Origin of the sequence: Pseudoalteromonas sp. BSi20495 (assembly GCF_000241185.1) — a bacterium.
Taxonomy (GTDB): domain Bacteria; phylum Pseudomonadota; class Gammaproteobacteria; order Enterobacterales; family Alteromonadaceae; genus Pseudoalteromonas; species Pseudoalteromonas fuliginea.
In genome coordinates, this window is sequence record NZ_BADY01000146.1 from 1 (window position 1) to 19,614 (window position 19,614).

The 19,614-nt window shown below is 39.5% G+C and carries 15 protein-coding genes; 6 read left to right on the top strand and 9 right to left on the bottom strand.

The annotated features are described in order from the left end of the window. Positions 1 to 492: 492 nt before the first annotated feature. From P20495_RS04190 to P20495_RS04175, 4 genes are all read right to left on the bottom strand, one after another. The gene (locus P20495_RS04190) at positions 493 to 1,467 is read right to left on the bottom strand and encodes a transposase (protein ID WP_008138292.1); all 975 of its coding nucleotides are present in this window, start codon (positions 1,465 to 1,467) and stop codon (positions 493 to 495) included. 201 nt (positions 1,468 to 1,668) lie between these two features. Continuing rightward, positions 1,669 to 2,334: a hypothetical protein gene (locus tag P20495_RS04185; RefSeq protein ID WP_138950708.1), complete on the bottom strand. Its 666-nt coding sequence runs from the start codon at positions 2,332 to 2,334 to the stop codon at positions 1,669 to 1,671. Positions 2,335 to 2,899: 565 nt separating this feature from the next. After that, positions 2,900 to 3,079 (bottom strand): DUF6435 family protein, encoded by a 180-nt coding sequence (locus tag P20495_RS04180; RefSeq protein ID WP_007375469.1) that lies wholly within the window; start codon positions 3,077 to 3,079, stop codon positions 2,900 to 2,902. Between the two features lie 165 nt (positions 3,080 to 3,244). Beyond that, positions 3,245 to 4,420, bottom strand: a complete 1,176-nt coding sequence (locus tag P20495_RS04175) for a PQQ-dependent sugar dehydrogenase (RefSeq protein ID WP_008138297.1) — start codon at positions 4,418 to 4,420, stop codon at positions 3,245 to 3,247. A 267-nt stretch (positions 4,421 to 4,687) separates the two neighbouring features. Here P20495_RS04175 and P20495_RS04170 point away from each other — a divergent pair, with 267 nt between their 5' ends. The 3 genes from P20495_RS04170 to P20495_RS04160 all read left to right on the top strand — a co-directional run bounded on the left by P20495_RS04170 (position 4,688) and on the right by P20495_RS04160 (position 7,973). After that, positions 4,688 to 5,731: a flavin reductase family protein gene (locus P20495_RS04170; RefSeq protein WP_008138301.1), complete on the top strand. Its 1,044-nt coding sequence runs from the start codon at positions 4,688 to 4,690 to the stop codon at positions 5,729 to 5,731. Then, entirely contained in the window at positions 5,728 to 6,780 is a 1,053-nt protein-coding gene (locus P20495_RS04165) for an acyl-CoA desaturase (protein WP_008138303.1), read from the top strand. Before P20495_RS04170 ends, P20495_RS04165 begins: the two co-directional genes overlap by 4 nt. Positions 6,781 to 6,914: 134 nt before the next feature. Then, on the top strand, positions 6,915 to 7,973 hold the full coding sequence (locus tag P20495_RS04160) for a branched-chain amino acid aminotransferase (protein WP_277911183.1): 1,059 nt from the start codon (positions 6,915 to 6,917) through the stop codon (positions 7,971 to 7,973). 81 nt (positions 7,974 to 8,054) lie between these two features. On the opposite strand, the gene P20495_RS04155 is transcribed toward P20495_RS04160, so the two are convergent. Together P20495_RS04155 and P20495_RS04150 are read right to left on the bottom strand one after the other, a co-directional pair. Continuing rightward, positions 8,055 to 10,625 carry a TonB-dependent siderophore receptor gene (locus P20495_RS04155; RefSeq protein WP_008138306.1) on the bottom strand — a complete coding sequence of 857 codons (2,571 nt, stop codon included), beginning with the start codon at positions 10,623 to 10,625 and terminating at the stop codon, positions 8,055 to 8,057. A 518-nt stretch (positions 10,626 to 11,143) separates the two neighbouring features. Beyond that, the gene (locus P20495_RS04150; protein WP_008138308.1) at positions 11,144 to 11,458 is read right to left on the bottom strand and encodes a DUF962 domain-containing protein; all 315 of its coding nucleotides are present in this window, start codon (positions 11,456 to 11,458) and stop codon (positions 11,144 to 11,146) included. A gap of 167 nt (positions 11,459 to 11,625) precedes the next feature. Between P20495_RS04150 and P20495_RS04145 the strand changes: the two genes are divergently transcribed. Further along, positions 11,626 to 13,782, top strand: coding sequence for a prolyl oligopeptidase family protein (locus P20495_RS04145; RefSeq protein ID WP_008138310.1), 2,157 nt, complete (start codon positions 11,626 to 11,628; stop codon positions 13,780 to 13,782). 116 nt (positions 13,783 to 13,898) lie between these two features. Here P20495_RS04145 and P20495_RS04140 read toward each other — a convergent pair whose 3' ends face one another. Next, positions 13,899 to 15,191 carry an anti-phage deoxyguanosine triphosphatase gene (locus tag P20495_RS04140; protein WP_008138311.1) on the bottom strand — a complete coding sequence of 431 codons (1,293 nt, stop codon included), beginning with the start codon at positions 15,189 to 15,191 and terminating at the stop codon, positions 13,899 to 13,901. 248 nt (positions 15,192 to 15,439) lie between these two features. Here P20495_RS04140 and P20495_RS04135 point away from each other — a divergent pair, with 248 nt between their 5' ends. Continuing rightward, positions 15,440 to 16,246 (top strand): glucosaminidase domain-containing protein, encoded by an 807-nt coding sequence (locus P20495_RS04135; RefSeq protein WP_008138312.1) that lies wholly within the window; start codon positions 15,440 to 15,442, stop codon positions 16,244 to 16,246. Further along, positions 16,239 to 16,907 carry a DUF2987 domain-containing protein gene (locus P20495_RS04130; RefSeq protein ID WP_033016260.1) on the top strand — a complete coding sequence of 223 codons (669 nt, stop codon included), beginning with the start codon at positions 16,239 to 16,241 and terminating at the stop codon, positions 16,905 to 16,907. The genes P20495_RS04135 and P20495_RS04130 overlap by 8 nt, the downstream gene beginning before the upstream one ends. 64 nt (positions 16,908 to 16,971) lie before the next feature. On the opposite strand, the gene P20495_RS04125 is transcribed toward P20495_RS04130, so the two are convergent. Then, a complete protein-coding gene (locus tag P20495_RS04125) occupies positions 16,972 to 17,976 on the bottom strand; it encodes a LacI family DNA-binding transcriptional regulator (RefSeq protein ID WP_008138314.1) in 1,005 nt (334 codons plus the stop codon). 283 nt (positions 17,977 to 18,259) lie between these two features. Next, positions 18,260 to 19,588, bottom strand: coding sequence for a glycoside-pentoside-hexuronide (GPH):cation symporter (locus P20495_RS04120; RefSeq protein WP_008138315.1), 1,329 nt, complete (start codon positions 19,586 to 19,588; stop codon positions 18,260 to 18,262). Positions 19,589 to 19,614 lie beyond the last annotated feature (26 nt).

Consider the following 19,614-nt stretch of genomic DNA (forward strand, 5'->3'; position numbering starts at 1 on the left):
GAGCGTTTACTATTAAACCAGACAGCCGCTCCAAATAAATAAAGTTAATCTACGCCAGATTCAAGGTAATTAGGATGGGTGTCATCCTAATTTAGCCACTCCAAATAAATAAAGTCAATCTACGCCAGATTCAAGGTAATTAGGATGGGTGTCATCCTAATTTGTTGATTGTATTTGGAGTCTTTACCCATACTACATCGGACATAGAAAAAAAGGATGTTTTAAAAAGTCTAGCTGAATCCTATTTAGACTTAGAGAAGCCATCTCCACCAAAGCAACCACGATAAACCAGACAGCTATTCCAAATAAATAAAGTCAATCCAGGCTAGACTCACTTTTTAGGTTAAGAATTTATCTTTTACTACTCGGTTACTTACTTTTCATCCATAAAATAACTCATTATCACGCTTAAACCTAAATTACACTCATCGTAATAACTGCATGATGCAGTTGTGATTTATTACTGAATAGTTTTACTGAGTAGTTTAAATTTTATGCCAGTAGTTTTTCGCAGTTACTGATATTCGCTTGCCGCTTTCGCTTTAAGTTTTCACAATAACTTGCTTGTGAAGCTGGTCTGCCTACTGCGCCATGAAATACGCGCGTAAACTGGGTTGTAAGCTTTAACCAGTTTTCGGGGGAAATATGAACTCTTTCGAGTAAGGGTAAGTGTGTACTTTCAATATAACCGCGTTTGTCTTCTCGTATACAACGTCCTGTTAATTCAACAAGTTCAAGGTACGATTTAAGCTCAAACGGGAGTCCTTTTGGCATTATCTGACGTGGCACGCCTGCAAAGCGAAAGAGTTGTTTTGGTTGTTTGCCTTCTTTTGCAGATGTTAGTCGCTGTTTAGCGCTGGTGTGGTCTGATTCCTCAGGCGTGTTAGCCATTTTAGCTCTAATTGGGTTTAAATCGACATACGCCATACAAGCGGCAAGTGCTGCTTCATCTAGTAATGCTTGTGATGTGAATCTGCCTTCCCAGAATCTACCTGTGCAGTTATCTTCTTTATTTGCTCTGCGCGCAATATCTTCATTTAACAACCGCATAAACCAGCTAATACTTGATAGGCGTTCTCGATATTCCTTTACTGTTTGATTAAAAAAGATAAGCTCAGCTTTACTTAGCTTTTCACCCTGTATGTATTTTTGCGTAAGTACAGTGCCTTTACAGAGTTTATGCCAGCGGATAATAATCGCTTTATCATTTAATCGATTCACTTTTTTATCATCAACATACAGCACTAAATGAGTGTGGTTACTCATAACGACATAAGCACATACATCAATACAAAATACCTTAGCTAGCTCAAGCAGTTTATCTTCAACCCAGCCTCTGCGGTGCTCGTAAGATTGACCTGTAAAGTGGTCTTCACCACATAAAAATGCACGGCGCACGCAACGCGAAATACAGTGATAATATTTTGTATCAACCAAACTTACTTGACGCTTTCTTGCAATTGCCATGTGACACCCTGCTTTTTTTGCACTAAATAAAGGCTAGCCTCTAACTTCGAAAAGTGCAAAATTTAGGATGGGTGTCTTGTTAATTGAGAGATATTTGGATCAATATTCATTACGGGAGATGAACCGCCCATTGCGGAGCCGCATGATGGGTGGTGTGGGGGCTGGAGGTTAGAGACCTCCGGCTACCCGATTAGCAATACTTTATCTACGCCAATATCTTTGAAAACAATCCTTAATATCTAATTTAAGATTAAGGATTTCTGATTCTATTTTATTGGACTCAGCTTGATCAAATTCATTAATTACATAAAGTTGATATGCTGAACTTCTCAAGGCGTGTACATCTTGACTAAACTTTAAAAAAGTATATTTAAAGTCCTTAACTTGATGCTCTGTTAGTAAAGGAAAGATATGGCCAACATGTATTCTGTACTTTTCAATTTCAGACAAAAAATTAGAATATGATGACTTTTTTAAGTCTTTATAATGCTGATTTGCTATTAAGTCCTCTGAAGTATCATCCAATCTCAATTCGTTGTTAGCAGTGATGTATGCCTCTAAATGGCTAATTGTATTTCTAGCAATAGTTTCTAACTCTGTTAAATGATCATAAATTTTTTCATGATAGAACTGCGTTTTCCATGTGCTTAATGCAAATGCAGCAATAGAAGCCATAGCCAGCGTTGCTATACCTGATATGCTACCAAAAACCTTGTAAATTGAATCTAGCGTATCTGAGTCACTATTAATATTTACACCTAGAATCATCCCGATTAGCAATAATAAAATGCAACCAAGCCAAATTATAGAATCTCTCAAAAGCCTCTCCATGCTAAATGTATTGCTAACTGCTTTATCAGAGGACACTTTCCTCTTTTTATGAGCAATGTATGTCCTCTTAATTATTTTTAATATTAATAACAAATCCTGTAACACATTGCGAGTATTAAACTTTAAGTCGGGCTGTTCTTTTAATAATATGCAGAAAAGAGGAAAACGTCCTCATTTTTTTACTTAGGAGGAAAAACACCAGCGCTGTATGTAAATGCAGCAATTAAATATTTAAAATGAAAACCAAACCCGATTTTAAATCATTTAATATTCACTAAAAAACGGTGGCGATAACGTAAGTAACGGCCTTAAGTACACTTGTTTGTGTAAGCATATTATAAAAGGGGGTTTAGGGTCGGTGGAAGCTGTAAAAAGGAGGTCATGAATTATTTACTAAACGCGTCTTCCTGCTTTTAAAATAGGGCAGACACGATGTACTTATACCAATCGACTTAAATATTTAGCCTTTCTATCGTGCTAAATAAAGCGTTAACGGCGTTATAAATTTCTCATGTAGAACAACTACATGTCGAAATTTATGCCTTGTTATCACTTTATTTATCCGTGGCTATAAATGTCTAATAACTTAACACGATTGGTATTATTTGGCTTTTTTAGCCTCTAGAGTTTCTATTTCACTCCAGATTTTTTCGGCTTCTGCACTTAACATGGCAAAGCTTTTAATGTCGCCTTTTCTTTGTGCCTGCATGCCTTGCTCTAGTTTTACGTCGTATTCTTTACGCAGTTTTTTTACGGGATCAGGCTTTAAAAATGAAAACATTAGTATTCTCTTAATTTATTAAATTATATGTAATTAGTGTACGCATTAATGGGCTTAATAGTTCTTTGTTTGGTGAAAATGTTTACTTTGCGCTTTAAAAGCGCAAAGTAAACACGGTGTAATTATTAACGTACTGTGTGCTAGTTCTGGTTCTAGTGCTAATGTTTACATTTCTGGCTCTAGGCGTTTAATACCTTGCCCATCAATACCTAAATAAATAAAACCATTACTGCTTTGGGCTAAGCTGCGTACTCTGCCAATTCCATCGAGTATTTTATATTGCTTAACAACCTTACCTTTTGAGAGCTCTAGTGCGCTAATGAATGCAAATTTCATTGATGCTAGTAATAGCTTACCTTTAAGCTTTGGGTATTTATCACTCGTTACATACAACATATCGGAAGGCGCAATAGAAGGGGTCCAGTGTAATGCAGGCGATTGCATGCCGTCTTTTTCTTTAAGGTCGGTAAACTTGGTACCGCTGTAGTTAACGCCATAGCTTACTAAAGGCCATCCGTAGTTAGCGCCTTTTTTTATAATATTAAGCTCATCGCCGCCGCGTGGTCCGTGTTCGTGAGACCATAAAAAATTATTTTGATTATCAAACCACATGCCTTGTGGGTTACGATGCCCATAAGACCATACCGCATGTTTTGCATCTTTTTGTTTAACAAACGGATTGTCGCTTGGGATATTACCGTTTTCGTGTAAGCGATAAATTTTACCGCCATCACGAGTGAGATCTTGCGGGTTTATGTCGCGTGAGCCGCGATCGCCAATTGAAAAATAAACATAACCTTCATCATCAAACACAATACGGCTGCCGTAGTGCTGGCCTTTGGTACTATTATGCTCGCCTTTGTATAGCAATTGCTGATCAGACAACTGCGTATGATCGCTATTTAGCTTGGCGCGCATTAAGGCGGTGTTACTTCCGCTTTCTTTGCCCTTACTACTTGAGTAACTAAAGTACAGCCATTGGTTTTGCTTACTATCGGTGTGTAGTGCTAAATCAAGCAATCCACCTTGGCCATTAGCGTCAATGTCAGGAAGCCCAAACACTTTAGTTAATTTAGTGGTATTTTTAGGTAATAAAAATAACGCTCCACTGCGCTCAGATATTAGTAAATCACCATTAGTTAGAGGCTCAATAGCCCAAGGTATAACCACACCTTCTGCCGCTGTTACTGCGTTAACGCTAAGCGATAAAGTATCGAGCTGTTTATAGTTTTTTACGTAATCGCTTTTTGCATGCGCGGGTGCGTTAGTAGCAAATATAGCAACGGCTAAGCCCGTAATTATTAGTTTAGGGAGTGTGTTATGTGGCATTAAATTTATCATTATGGCTTCCAAAATTAATCCAATCTTACATAACCTTATCATGGCATAAATAAATTTGTTAAGTGTTGAGTTGAATGAAAAACACACACTTATATATTTTAAAATTATCTCTTCACAGGAAATTGTTTTAGCAAATTGCGCTAATAAAAAATTGAATAATTACTCTATTGGGGTTGAAAACTTAAAATTTGAGCGTACACTTGTGCGCTGAAGTTTGGGCGTACACGTGTAAGTTCAAAGTAATTAAGATTTGATAGAGATTTAACCATGATGACTCAAGTATTAAACCAATTTTCAAAATGGTTTTTACACCATCAAAGTTTTGCAGGCTACATAGAGCCAATAATGCAGGTGTTTAAACCTGCGTGGCGTGCAGGGCAGTTTAGAGCGCAAGTAGTTAGTACCGCTGTGCTTGATGGCGATTTTTTAAGTGTGCAACTTAAGCCTAGTAAACAATGGCGGGCGCATACGTCAGGGCAGCATATAAGTTTAACGGTTGAAATTAATGGGCGATTACTAACACGCGTTTTTACCGTGGCCTCAAGCGCTCAGCAATTTAAAAATACAGGTTTGGTGCGCTTACTAATCAAAACAAATGCGCAAGGGCGCTTTACAGGCTTACTAAGCAGTGCATTAAAAGCGGGGTTGTGGTGCAATATTTCTGCGCCAAGCGGCGACTTTGTATTTAAAAACACACACACGCCAGCCACTTTTATTGCCGGCGGCTCGGGTATAACACCTATGCTGGCTATGCTTGATGATTACTTAAGCCAAACTACGCAAAAAGTGTCGTTGGTGTATTACGCAAAAGCCACTGAGCATCAATGTGTAGATGAGCTAAGTGAGTTGGCAGCGCAATTTGAGCATTTTTCGTTTTTGTTATTAACGCGTGAGCAATCAAGCGATATAACCAGCAATATTAAGCCGTGGGAAAACCCAGACATTTACTGCTGCGGCCCTGCAGCATTTATGCAAACGGTGAGCGATTTTGCTAAAGCGCATAGGCTAAATTACTACCAAGAAGCCTTTGGTTTAGCGTTGCCTACCTTAAACGACGATAGCCAATTTAATGTAAAAATTAACGCCAGTGCCCATGTTGTATCGGGCAACGATGTTTTACTACCTCAGTTTGAAGAAAAAAAGCTACCCGTTAAACGCGGTTGCGGTATTGGTATTTGCCATCAATGCCAATGTATTAAAAAGTCAGGCGTGGTACGTAATTTAAAAACAGGTGAATTGAGTGACAACGGCGAGCAATTAATACAACTTTGCGTAAGCCAACCTGTTAGTGATTTGGAGTTACAATTATGAAAAACATTAACTATGACATGCTCGCAAGCGAGCTAGATACCATTAAAATGGACACCCTTGGCAAAGTAGGTCAACAAGATGCTGACTACATTCGCTCTGTTGTGCGCAAACAGCGAGTGTGTGAATGGAGCGGGCGAATTTTGCTAATGCTTGGTTTTATTCAGCCATTATTGTGGGTTGCAGGCGTGTTGCTATTAGCGCTTGCTAAAATTTTAGACAATATGGAGATTGGCCACAATGTAATGCATGGTCAATACGATTGGATGAACGACAAGCAACTTAACTCACAACATTATGAGTGGGACATAGCGTGCGATGGACAAAGTTGGCACCGCGTTCATAACTTTGAACACCATACGTATACTAATATTATTGGTAAAGATCGTGATTTTGGCTATGGATTATTACGCCTGAGCGACGATTTTAATTGGCGTTTAAAAAATGTATGGCAGTTTTTTACGTATATTAATTTAAGTGTGTTATTTCAATGGGGCGTGTCGTATCACGAATTGGCTGCAGAGCGTGTTTTTATTGGTAAAAAGAAAGAAAACCGTGAAGGGCTTGTATCGCACTCTACATTAAAACAACGCTTTTTTAGTAAAGGCGCTCGCCAGTTAATTAAAGATTATGCGATATTTCCGTTACTTGCAGGCCCATTATTTTTATGGGTATTAGCGGGTAATTTACTGGCAAACTTAATCCGTAATTTATGGACGTCGACCATAATATTTTGTGGTCACTTTACTGAAGAAACGCAAACTTTTAAACAAGAAGACTGCATAAACGAAACGCAAGGGCAGTGGTATCATCGCCAAGTACTGGGCTCGTCAAATATTAAAGGGCCGCATTGGTTTCATGTTTTGACAGGGCATTTGAGCTGCCAAATAGAGCATCACTTATTTCCAGATATGCCGTCTTCGCGCTATCAAGAAGTTGCACCTCAAGTACAAGCCGTTTTGAAAAAACACGGTATTGATTACCATACAGGTAGCTTTTTTAAACAGTATACCTCGGTGTTAAAACGTATTATTAGATATTCGTTCAAGTAAATTATTTACCTTTAAGAATCGGCTAGTGCAACTGCATTAGCCGATTTTTTTGTTTATAGCCCCCAATGCGGTTGATTAGTAAACAGCACTTGCAAAAAATTCTCTTAGTTAATTAAAAAAGCCTTACTTTAGCTATGGTTAAATGGCGGGTGATTGTCATACAATGGAGGAAAATAGACCACACAAGAGAGATTAAAATGGCCGCATTTGGTACCGTGTTTATGCCGCAGATGATTCAAGCTCATTTTTCTGATAATAAATGGAGCGAAAGCTCGATTGTCCCTTCCGATAAACTTGAACTTCATGCTGGTGCACACGTTCTTCATTATTCAAGTACATGTTTTGAAGGCTTAAAAGCCTTTCGCCATGAAGATGGTTCTGTTTATCTTTTTAGAATGGATGCAAACATTGCACGCATGCAACAAAGCTCAGCGCTATTAAGCTTACCGAGTTTTGATGGCGATATGCTAAAAACGATGATTATCGATATTATGCGTGAATACGCAGATGAAACGCCATTACCACCAGGCTCTATGTATATTCGCCCAACGCACATTGGTACTGAGGCGGCAATTGGTAAAGCAGCTGCGCCATCAATGAGCTCGCTTTTATACACGTTACTATCGCCAGTAGGTGATTACTTTGCCGGTGGTGCAACTGCACTACGCGTACTACTTGAAGAAGATGGTATGCGCTGCGCGCCGCACATGGGTATGGTAAAAAGTGGTGGTAACTACGCCAGTGCTCTAGCACCTATTAGTGCTGCACGAACTAAGTATCAAGCAGATCAAATTTTATTTTGCCCAGGTGGCGACGTACAAGAAACCGGTGCTGCTAACTTTATACTCATTGACGGCAACGAAATTATTACTAAAGCGCTTGATAGCACGTTTTTACATGGAGTAACGCGCAGTAGTATTTTAACCATAGCCAAAGATTTAGGTATGACGGTAAGCGAGCGTAACTTTAGCGTTACTGAGCTATTAGAGCGTGCTGCTAAACCAGGTACTGAAGCGGCGCTTTCGGGCACTGCAGCTGTACTAACTGCTGTGGGGACGTTTATTCATAACGATAAAGAATACAAAGTAGGTACTGGCGAGCCAGGCCCAACGACTGCGCGCCTTCGCCAAGCATTGAACGATATTCAATGGGGTAAAAGCGAAGACAAACACGGCTGGTTAACTAAAATCTAATTATAGATTTAATAGCAACTCGCATTAAAAAGCCACCTAATCGGTGGCTTTTGTGTGTTTGGTTACTTTAAGCTGTGCTTATTAAAACTTCATTTCTATTTTACCGTACACGTAGCGTCCGTTAAATCCATACGCTGAGAAGCTAGAGTAAGCAAATAAACGCGAGAAGGTGGTTAAATCGTCAACATTTTCACGGGTTGCGTCTGGGTAAACATCAAAAATGTTATTAGCCCCTAAGCTCAGCGATACGTTGCTAGTAAGCGAGTAGGCCACATCTAAGTCAGTTATCCATTTAGGTTTAAGCACTTCGTTACGTTCTGGGTTATCTGAAGGGTCTTGTGTTTCACCGTAACGCGTTGTTCTAAGCGTGGTGCGCCATTGATCCATATTCCATGTTGCACTTAAATTGTATTTATTACGCGGTGTACTTACTTCAAAACGACGTAGTTCGTTACCAGAGAATAAGTTGTCTTGATCGAACCCAGCACCTTGCAGAGCTGCTGGTGGGTCAATAATATTTGTTACTTCATTTTTGCCGTAGTTATAACCTAGGTTAAAGGCTAAATCGCCGTAACCATCGGTTGGTACATTATAAGAAGCTACAACATCAACACCGCGCGTTTTACTGTCAATTGCGTTTAAGAAAAAACGACCTTGGTTAGCGCCTGTACCTTCAAGAAGTTGCTCAATAGCAGCGCCCGATAAGTTGTTTGATAGCACAATGCGGTCATCAATTAATATTTGGTAGTAATCAACCGATAAGCTGAAATTAAAGTCGGTAGACCATGTAAAACCAACGCCGTAGTTTGTGGCTTCTTCAGCATCAAGACCCGGCGAGCCCAGTGCTTTTGCTACATCGCTGCTTGGTGCAAAGGTACCTGTTTCGGTTGGTTCACCATCAACAAATACAGTGGCCACTGAGGTAAAGTATTGTTGCTGCAAAGAAGGTGCTCTAAAACCAGTAGAAACAGAGGCGCGTAGTGCTAAGTCTTCAGTTAATGAGTAACGAGTTGCAACTTTACCATTAACGGTATCGCCAAAGTCAGAGTAATCCTCGTAACGAGCGGCAACTGTTAGGTTCCAATCATCGGTAAGGTAAGTTTCAAGGTCTATATATAAGCTCACGTTATGACGGCTATTATCACCTTCGGATTCCGGTGTAAATCCAGGAAAAACTTGTGATCCCGCTGCGCCAAATGGGCCATCAACAGGGTCGGTTACTGCACCGCCTGGGCCAAATGTGCCTTGTGCGTATGAGGCTTCTTCGCCTGCATCTATTTGGTAACCTTCACGGCGATACTCAGCACCTACAGCTACGTTTACAGAGCTTTCTAAAAAGCTGACGTCTACTTCACGGCTAAAATCAACGTTTAAGGTAAGTTGATCGTAAGTAAGTGTTCCGGCATCAAAGCTTGTTTGGCTAGTAGGGCCGTATGAAGTATTTAAGCTGTTGGTAACACCAAATTCAAATGCATCTTGACCATATACGGCCGATACATCGTAATTCCATTCGCTTACGAAGCCTTTAACACCCAGAGCTAATGAAAAGTCATTTATATCTGAGGTAATAACCGGTAAAAAACCATCAGGATAAATCTCTTCTACGTTACGACTATCGCTTGCGCGACGATAAAACCCGCCGCCTTCGCCTTCACGTTTGCTGTAAGAGCCAAATGAATATAAATCGGCGTTGTTTGTTAACTGGTAACCTGCGTTGTAAAAAATAGAGAAGTCTTCAACATCGCCATTACCAAAATTATGGTTATATCGATTTACGGTCAGTTCGCGTGGGTCGAGTGAGCCATCTTCTAATCGTGCATAGTTTTCACGTTGGTCGTAGTCTGAGCGGTTAGTTGAATGGCGATCGCGGTATTCTGTTGAGATGTTTAAAAAGCCATTATCGCCTAGTTCAAAACCCATATTACCTTGTAGAGTTAATGTTTGACCGTCGGTTAACGAGCGATCGCTACCCTCGGTAAAGGCTAAATCACCATCACTGCCTTCAGATACTGACTTTAGCTGTGGTACACCATCCATTTCAGTAACGTTAGCGCCGTAGTTTGCTGAAAACGAGCCACCGCTGCTGGCACTTTTAAGCACAATATTAATAACACCGGCTATAGCATCAGAGCCATATTGCGCTGCTGCACCATCACGTAATACTTCAATGCGGGCAATAGCATTTGCTGGTATCGCATTTAAATCAACCGATGATGAACCACGACCCGTTGAGCCATTTAGGTTAAGCAGTGCATTACTGTGGCGGCGCTTGCCATTAACAAGCACTAGTGTGTGATCGGGTGCTAAGCCACGAAGTTGGGCAGGGCGCACATGGTCGCTACCATCTGTAAGGGATGCCTGCGGAAAGTTAAAGCTTGGTAATAAACTGCTAAGCAGGGCATTCGTTTCAGTAAAACCTGAATTATTGAGTGCATCAGCACCTATAATATCAATAGGCACTGAACTATCTTCTACTGTACGACCTAATCGGCGAGAGCCTATGACGCTTATTTGTTCAATATTTTCTTCTGCTTTGGTGTTTTGCTCTGCAGCATTTACTGAGAGCGAACCCAGTAGTGCAGCAGAGGCGCTCATGGCGAGTAATATTTGTGGTACCGATGTCTGTAATTGAAATAATGGCTTTTTATTCATGTTCTATTTCCCTCATTCGAAACCCATTGAATTATTCTATTTTTTTATACAAAAAAGTGGGTAAACCTCTTTGTTACTTTGAACATATACTTAATTAACAAAGTCAGTCAATTGAATAACATTCAATTAATCTAGGGATTTTTATAATTACATTTGGTTGTTTTTTATAATGACCATTGTTTTAGTTATATAGCTAAGGTGATTGCTAAGTAATTGATGAATAATGAATTATATTTAAAAGTTAAATTTAACGTTTAGTTAACTGGTAAGATGAGGTTGATGGCTTTAATTAATTGAGAGTAGGAAGCCGTTTTTATTGGGCTGGCAATAAACAGCTGTTGAGCTATAAATATTTTTAAAAAATGTAAAATACAAAACCACCCATTAAATGTTAACTAAATTAACATTTAATGGGTGGTTTATAAATTATGTACTACTTATTAGAACCTATACTCTGAAGCATGAAGTAATTTTGTTTTTATAAGTAATTGGTATAAAAAAGAGTGCTAAAAATAGTGTTAAAATTTAATTTTTCCTACAAGCATATCTTTAAACATTACCCAATCTCCCCACAAACTGTAAAAAGGGTGTTTAAAAGTAGCAGGGCGGTTTTTTTCAAAAAAGAAATGCCCGACCCACGCAAACCCATATCCAATAACAGGTAATAGCCATAATAAACTGTATTGTTGTTTTATTAATGCTATTGCGCTTACAGCAAGAACCAGTGTACTTCCTATAAAATGTAAGCGGCGGCAAATAACGTTGCGGTGCTCTTTTAAATAATAAGGGTAGAAGGCTTTAAAACTTTTAAATGTGGGGTTTATACTTTGCATTGCGTGCTCTTTTATTGTTTTTTATTTTATGAAGATTGTGGGCTATTAAAGCGCACCTTTACATTTGTTTACAACGACAAATAGCATTGAACGCATCTTAATAGACAAAAGGATTAAAAGTTAATAACTTCTTATGCTATTAATAATAAATAAGAACCGAACTCACCATGTTTAAGCAAACTTTAACATGTGCTGTACTTATGGCACTTAGCGGTTGTTCAGAGCCAACTAATACAGTAACTCAAGAAGAAGTAAAAGTATCAATGAAACAAGTAAATACAATTGTGTACCCAGAGACTAAAAAAGGTGAAGTGGTAGACACTTACTTTGAAGAATCGGTGACGGATCCATATCGTTGGCTTGAAGATGATATGAGCGGCGAAACTGCTGATTGGGTTAAAGCGCAAAACAATTTAACGTTTTCTTATTTAGAACAAATACCTTATCGCGATAAGTTAAAGCAGCGCCTTGAAAAACTAATGAATTACGAAAAAATAGGCGCTCCTTTTACTGAAGGCGATTACACCTATTTTTATAAAAACGATGGCCTGCAAAATCAATATGTTTTGTACCGCAGTAAAGAGGGCGGCAACGTTGAAGTATTTTTAGATCCAAACAAGTTTAGTGACGATGGTACGACGTCTATGTCGGGTTTATCGTTTTCCAAAGATGGCTCGTTGCTCGCATATCAAATATCTGAAGGTGGTAGCGACTGGCGTAAAATTATAGTTATTGATGCACATACTAAAGAACAAGTTGAAGAAGCTCTTGTTGACGTTAAATTTAGTGGCATAGAGTGGCTTGGCAACGAAGGTTTTTATTATTCAAGTTACGACAAACCTAAAGGCAGTGAGCTTTCGGCTAAAACAGATCAGCATAAAGCGTATTACCATAAGCTAGGTACTGCTCAATCTGCTGATAGTGTTGTATTTGGTGAAACTGATGAGCAAAAACATCGCTATGTAGGCGCTGATGTAACTCATGACGGCCGCTACTTACTTATTTCAGCTAGTACGTCAACCTCAGGCAATAAGCTGTTTATAAAAGACTTAACAAAGCAAAACAGTGAGTTTGTAACGGTTGTCGGAAATACTGATTCAGATACATCAGTGATTGATAACGAAGGCAGTAAGCTGTTTTTAGTTACTAACCTTAATGCACCAAACAAAAAAGTAGTGACGGTTGATGCAAGCAACCCAAGTCCAGAAAATTGGGTTGATTTAATTCCTGAAACCAAAAACGTACTAAATCTTACAAAAGGCGGCGATACCTTTTTTGCCAACTACATGGTTGATGCGATTTCGCAGGTAAAACAGCACAACAAAAAAGGCGAGCTAATTCGCGAAATTACATTGCCAGGCGTGGGTACAGCACGTGGTTTTGGCGGTAAAAAAGATCAAACAACGCTTTATTATTCGTTCACTAACTACAAAACACCAGGTACTACTTATGCGTTTGACGTAACTACGGGTGAATCGGGTGTTTATCGTAAGTCGGCTATTGATTTTAATAGTGATGATTACACGTCTGAGCAGGTGTTTTACACATCTAAAGACGGTACTAAAATACCGATGGTAATTACCTATAAAACAGGCATTAAGCTTGATGGTTCAAATCCTACAATTTTATATGGTTACGGTGGTTTTAATATTAGTTTAACGCCAAGCTTTAGCCCGGTTAATGCAGTATGGCTTGAGCAAGGTGGTGTGTACGCCGTTGCTAATATTCGCGGTGGTGGTGAGTACGGTAAAGACTGGCATAATGCAGGCACTAAATTGCAAAAGCAAAATGTGTTTGACGACTTTATTGCCGCAGCTGAGTACTTAAAAGATAAAAAGTACACATCTAAAAAGCGTTTAGCACTTCGTGGTGGATCTAACGGTGGTTTGTTAGTTGGCGCAGTGATGACGCAGCGCCCTGACTTATTTCAGGTGGCTCTACCTGCTGTAGGTGTACTTGATATGCTGCGCTACCATACATTTACTGCGGGCGCTGGTTGGGCATACGACTACGGTACCAGTGAGCAAAGCAAAGAAATGTTTGAATACATTAAAGGTTACTCACCACTTCATAATGTAAAAGCAGGTGTTGAGTATCCAGCCACTATGATCACAACCGGCGATCATGATGACCGTGTTGTCCCTTCGCATTCGTTTAAGTTTGCCGCTGAGCTTCAAGCAAAGCAAACAGGTAATAACCCAACGCTTATTCGCATAGAAACCAATGCGGGGCATGGCGCAGGAACTCCAACGAATAAAACAATTGAGCAGTACGCTGATATATTTGGTTTTACGCTATATAACATGGGCGTAGAGTCGTTATAAAAGCGCTTTAACAAAATAGCTAACTTTAATATCTGAGCAAAAAGGCCGAGTAAATTTAATTTACTCGGCCTTTCTAATGATGCTCAGTGTTATATTACTTACGTCTATTGGTATTACTACTGCATAGGTGAAAACAATCGTTGATACGTTTTATAAGCGTATTCGTCGGTCATGCCGCTCAAATAATCGCAAATTATACGCATCCCTTGGTTTTGCTTTTGCGCTTCTATGTATTGTGCTTGTGTTGTTTCGGGCAATAAGCGCAGCGGATCGCTCGCAAACGCGGTAAATAACTCTGTTAGTAAGTTTTGACCTTTGAACTCTATTTGCTGCATTTCGGGGTCGCGTATTAAACGTTGAAACACAAAATGCTTCAGTATTTGCAATACACTGTCGTATTGGGCATCTAATTTAGCGGTGTACTTTAAAATAGGGCATTCAAAGTCATCGTTTTGAATATCCAAATGTATATGAATAATAAAGGTATTAACCAGCTCACCTATGGCATCTTTTCGCTCATAATCATTTTTTGAAAACAAGCGCTGGGTCAGCGATTCAAGCATGTCGTTTAGCCAGTCAAAGTTTAGTGCTTTTAAATGAGGCAGAGCATGGGTTTGCCAATCATCTAATGTAAGTACGTGGGTTGCAATGGCATCTTCTAAGTCGTGTACCGCATATGCTATATCGTCGGCATGTTCCATTATGGCGCTATCGAGCGATTTATACATTGTTTTAGCGCGGTACTTATCAATAGCGGCATGGTTACCTAACAATGTTTTATCGTTTTGACTCAGTGGTTCTACTATCCAATTGAATATGGCTGCATCGTCGTTGTATAACCCTTTGGCAGGTCGCCAATCATCCGCTTTTATAAATGCACGACCGGTTGTGGCATCGGGAATGGTATGCCAAAGCGTATTAATAAACGCGGGGTATTTTATAAAACCTAACAAAGTACGACGAGTTAGGTTCATGCCGTGGCCATTACTGTAGGGCTCAAGTTTTGCAACTATGCGCAGTGTTTGTGCGTTACCTTCAAAACCACCGTGATCGCGCATCATGTAATTTAGCGCTATTTCACCACCATGGCCAAAAGGTGGATGACCAATATCGTGCGCCAAACACAATGTTTCGAGCAGCCCAGTTGATGGAAAGTGCGTAAAGTCGCTATGCTGCGCTTTTAAGTGGCGCAATATGCCAGTACCAATTTGCGATACTTCTAAAGAGTGGGTAAGGCGAGTGCGGTAAAAGTCGTTTAGGCCAATGCCCATAATTTGGGTTTTAGCTTGCAAACGCCTAAATGCAGCTGCATGAATAATACGCGAACGGTCGACCTGCCACGGCGAGCGGTTATCGTTAGGGCGATGTTTATATTGCTCTATTATTCGGCTTTGCCATTGTTTATCCATACTGCTTACTCACACATAGTTAATATTATTAAACTTTGCTCAGTATACCCATGCACTTATAAATTGCGAATGAACAAATGCACTACATAGGCTCTGTTTTATCTAAAACCCAAATACACTGCTGAAAATTCAACCGTAAAAGGTCATCAAACCCCAGTTATTCGCGTTTATAAAGTGGCTTAGGTATAATGCGCCTTCGTATGCTTGTGTATAAACCATGCATAGTTGTTGTTTCAAAGAGAGAATACATGTTAAAAACGATTTTTAAGCTTTTACTAACCGTGTTTTTTGTATGGGCGCTTGCATATCCGTTTATACAAAGTGACGATGTTGAATCGGAAGAACAAACGACCGAACAACCAAAAAAAGTGAAGAAAAAAGAAAAACCATTACATAATGTAAAACTGCCAAAGTTTTCAGAATTTAGTGATGTTAAAGAAAAAAAACATGCATTTTTTAGCTTTATTCGTCCGCACGTTGAAGCCGAAAACAAAAAAATATTACAGCAACGCGCTAAGCTTGAAATAGCACGCATGATGCTACAAAACGAATTACCTTTAGAAAAAAAGCAAAGCAAAGATATTGTTAAAATTTTAAAGTCGTACGGCTTACCAACCACAGTTGATACGCTAATACTTACGCAAGCACTGCGCCGTGTTGATATAATCCCTAAAGAATTAGCGCTTATGCAAGCTGCGAATGAATCTGCGTGGGGCACATCGCGTTTTGCACGTATTGGCCTTAACTTTTTTGGTCAGTGGTGTTATTCAAAAGGTTGTGGCATGGTGCCAAGACGCCGTAATACAGGTGCTGTGCATGAAGTGGCTGCGTTTAAGTCGGTAAGAGCGGCTATAAATTCTTACTTTAAAAATATCAACACGCATCCTGCTTATAAAGATTTACGCGCGATTCGCGAAAATTTACGCCTTGAACAAAAGCAGATCAAGGCGACAAAACTAACGCAGGGTTTAATGTCATATTCTGAACGTGGTGAAGCGTACATTGAAGAATTGAACACCATGATCAACCAAAATAGAGCTTACTTTGATGAATAAACGTATTCTAAATTGCGTGAGTGTTATCTCGTTGTTGTTGCTTAGTACGACGGTATTTAACGCCAATGCGAGAGAGTTTGTAATGTCGTACGACGGTTTTTACGATCGCTTAAAGGTAGTTAACAAAGGCGATTTTCAATATGCGCGAGTTAACTTTTATATAAGTGATATAGCAACTAACGAAGCGTGCGCAATAAAAAGCGGTACTATTTTAACCGAAAAAAACGAGTATCCGCTCAACTTTACCGATAAAGCACAGCTACTTTTACCGTTCGATAAACAACTTGATAGCGATAAAGCGGTGATTGTTGTTCAGCCACAAAACCCTGAACATGATTGCCAATTAAAGTTACAAATAGAAGCAAATGAACTTGAAGGTTTAGCGCTTTCAAAGCAGTCGTTATATACCATTAACGAAGAACTTGATGAGCTGTTAACTGATCTGTCGGGCTTTTTTGTAAGTAAATTAATGTGGTTTTTATTACCAGAGCAAAAGGGCGTAGCAGTTACATTTAAAAGCCCAATGCAATTTGATGATAAGAGCATAACGTGTGAAAAGTCAGTGTGTTACTTTGCAGTTAAAGATAGCTGGGAAGATGATACCTCGTCACTTGGCGATATATCGCAGGTTATTAAAGTAACGCCTTGGATTGTTAAGTAGCTCACATACAAAAGCGGCATTTAGCCGCTTTTTTTGTACCAAAATCAGTATTTGCTTTTAGTCTTTATTTAATAAGTGGTGCAGATGAATCGCGCTGCATTAAAGTGGGTTCAAAAAAGCGATTTATAACAAGGTTTTTATTTTGATAAACGTCTTTAAGTACTAATTTAGCGGCCATTTCGCCCATTTTCCCTACCGGATTATCTATGGTCGTGAGTGTAGGGTATAGATAGTTTGCAAAAATAACGTTATCAAACCCAACAATCGATAAATCGTTTGGTAAATTATAACCGTGCTCTCGGGCATACTTCATAGCACCGGAGGCCATTTCGTCATTGGCGCATACCAGTGCGGTAAAACTAAGTTTTTCATCAATAAAATGTTTTAAGCCTTTACTACCGCCGGTTTCGTTAAAGTCGCCAATATAATAAAGCGCAGGGTCAAATTCAATACCAGCTTCTGCAAGTGCTTGCTTATGACCCTCTAAGCGGTTAAAAGCATCTGCTTTAAACTGCGGACCTGCAATGTACGCTATTTGTGTATGACCTTGATTTAATATCGATTTAGTGGCCAGGTAGCCACCTAATTGATTATCTAAACTGATACAGTTATCTTTTAATTGCTCTACGTAACGGCTCATTAAATAAACGGGCGTAGAGCCTTTACTTAGTTTTATTAGGTAGTCGTCTGAAACGGCTTCAACGTGCAAAATAATAGCATCGCAGCGTCTGCTAATTAAAAACTCAATGCCTTCTTGTTCTTTGTCTTCTTCACTGTGCCCTGTGGTAATAATAACGTGTTTACCCGCAGCACGAAGCTCCGACTCAATACCTGCCATCATTTGGGCAAAGAAAGGACCATGTAACTCAGACACTAAAATACCGACACTGTTAGTACAGTTAGAGGCTAAAGATTGCGCTATTGAGTTAGGCTTGTAGCCAAGCTGCTCCATGGCATCAAGCACTTTTTGTTTGGTTTTATCGCTTACACGGGTATTTTTGTTCATCACGCGAGAAACGGTGGCTAACGATACGCCCGCAAGCTCTGAAACTTGATAAATTGTTGCCATGTTATTTGTTCACTCGCTTATCCTTAACTAGGGTCTGTTGATCTTTGCGGATTAAAATTTGTTCAAACTAGGGGCTATTTAATCGCGGCGCGAGGTTTGTAACCTAGTGGGCTAAGTAAAAACCGAGCAACAAAGAGTAAATAGCCCTTAGAAAGAACCCTTTGGGCTGCGCCTGTTTGGCATTAATGCTACGTTATCGCCCATTTATGGGGAATAACCACACTACATAGGCTCTGCCTTGCCTAAATACCAAACAGACTGCTGCAAATTTAACCTTGAAAGATCAACAGACCCTAGTTGTTAGTTTAGATTGAATATTTTCAACAACCTGATTAGTCAGTGTATATTTTTTCATTATGTAGGCAACAAATAAAGATCCAAAAGCAGGCAAGACAGTAAATGAAAGTAAAATACCGTGTTGAGTATCAAGTGTTTGTACTGCATCGGCCTGATAGCTGTAAAAAGATAACAACCAGCCTGCAATTGCGCCGCCTACCGCCACGCCCATTTTAATAAAAAATATGACGCCTGAATAAACTAAACCCGTAATGCGTACACCTGTTTTTTCATGCCCGTAATCTATGGTGTCGGCCATTTTTGCCCACAACAACGGGGTTGCCATATCTAAAAAGAATTTCCATAAAATAAAGGCAGTAAATGCGAGTATTAATTGATCTTTACTAATAAAGTAGCTAAAACCACAAATAGCGGCAGCAATAACTTGTAAGCTTATATAGGCTTTTATTTTACAAAAGCGCTTTGCAAGCGGTTGAGCTAAAGCACAACCTACCATGCTTGCTGCAACGCCTAGTGTCATAAATAAGGTGATTAAATCGTCTCGACCTAAATAGTATTTTACGTAGTAAACAGCAAGCGTAAGCCTTAATACTTGACCGGTAAGTAAAAAAAACGCAGCTAAGCAAAGTGTTCGCCATTGATCGTTTTTAATTAATGCTTTAACACTTTGGGCAAAAGGAATGTTTTGCTCTTTTGGCTGTTGTATACGCTCTTTTGTGCCTAAAAAACAAAGTAAAAATAGTACAAAGCCTAAAATGCTCATTGCAGTCATGGTGTATTGATAGCCCTTAGCTGCATCGCCTTGGCCAAAGTACTCAACCATTGGCATAGTACAACCCGCTACTATTACGCCGCCTAACATACCAAATACAAAGCGGTAAGACTGAATAGTCACGCGCTCTTTTGCGTCGCTTGTAAGTACACCGCCCAGTGCACAATAAGGAATATTGATAGCGGTGTAAGCCACCATAAGTAGTGTGTAAGTAGTAAAGGCGTAAATTATTTTATCGGTGCCTTCTAAATCAGGTGTGGTAAACGCTAAAATACTAATAATGGCAAAAGGAAGTGAAAGCCAAAGTAGGTAGGGGCGAAAGTGCCCCCAGCGCGTATGTGTTTTGTCAGCAAGGTTGCCCATTAATGGGTCGGTTACGGCATCAAAAATACGTACTGCTAAAAACATAGTACCGACAACAGCGGGTGATAAACCCACTACGTCTGTGTAGTACAGCATTAAAAACATCATAACTGTTTGAAAAATAATATTACTGGCGGTGTCGCCTAAGCCATACGCTATTTTTTCTTTTACACTGACCATGATTATTTATCCCGCTTTATACTTGT

Bases quoted from the DNA above. Each gene is read 5' to 3' on its own strand.
- P20495_RS04125 (WP_008138314.1), bottom strand. From the start codon at position 17,976: ATGGCAACAATTTATCAAGTTTCAGAGCTTGCGGGCGTATCGTTAGCC.
- P20495_RS04160 (WP_277911183.1), top strand. From the start codon at position 6,915: ATGGTTAAATGGCGGGTGATTGTCATACAATGGAGGAAAATAGACCAC.
- P20495_RS04190 (WP_008138292.1), bottom strand. From the start codon at position 1,467: ATGGCAATTGCAAGAAAGCGTCAAGTAAGTTTGGTTGATACAAAATAT.
- P20495_RS04175 (WP_008138297.1), bottom strand. From the start codon at position 4,420: ATGATAAATTTAATGCCACATAACACACTCCCTAAACTAATAATTACG.
- P20495_RS04140 (WP_008138311.1), bottom strand. From the start codon at position 15,191: ATGGATAAACAATGGCAAAGCCGAATAATAGAGCAATATAAACATCGC.
- P20495_RS04135 (WP_008138312.1), top strand. From the start codon at position 15,440: ATGTTAAAAACGATTTTTAAGCTTTTACTAACCGTGTTTTTTGTATGG.
- P20495_RS04120 (WP_008138315.1), bottom strand. From the start codon at position 19,588: ATGGTCAGTGTAAAAGAAAAAATAGCGTATGGCTTAGGCGACACCGCC.
- P20495_RS04150 (WP_008138308.1), bottom strand. From the start codon at position 11,458: ATGCAAAGTATAAACCCCACATTTAAAAGTTTTAAAGCCTTCTACCCT.
- P20495_RS04145 (WP_008138310.1), top strand. From the start codon at position 11,626: ATGTTTAAGCAAACTTTAACATGTGCTGTACTTATGGCACTTAGCGGT.
- P20495_RS04130 (WP_033016260.1), top strand. From the start codon at position 16,239: ATGAATAAACGTATTCTAAATTGCGTGAGTGTTATCTCGTTGTTGTTG.
- P20495_RS04165 (WP_008138303.1), top strand. From the start codon at position 5,728: ATGAAAAACATTAACTATGACATGCTCGCAAGCGAGCTAGATACCATT.
- P20495_RS04155 (WP_008138306.1), bottom strand. From the start codon at position 10,625: ATGAATAAAAAGCCATTATTTCAATTACAGACATCGGTACCACAAATA.
- P20495_RS04180 (WP_007375469.1), bottom strand. From the start codon at position 3,079: ATGTTTTCATTTTTAAAGCCTGATCCCGTAAAAAAACTGCGTAAAGAA.
- P20495_RS04170 (WP_008138301.1), top strand. From the start codon at position 4,688: ATGATGACTCAAGTATTAAACCAATTTTCAAAATGGTTTTTACACCAT.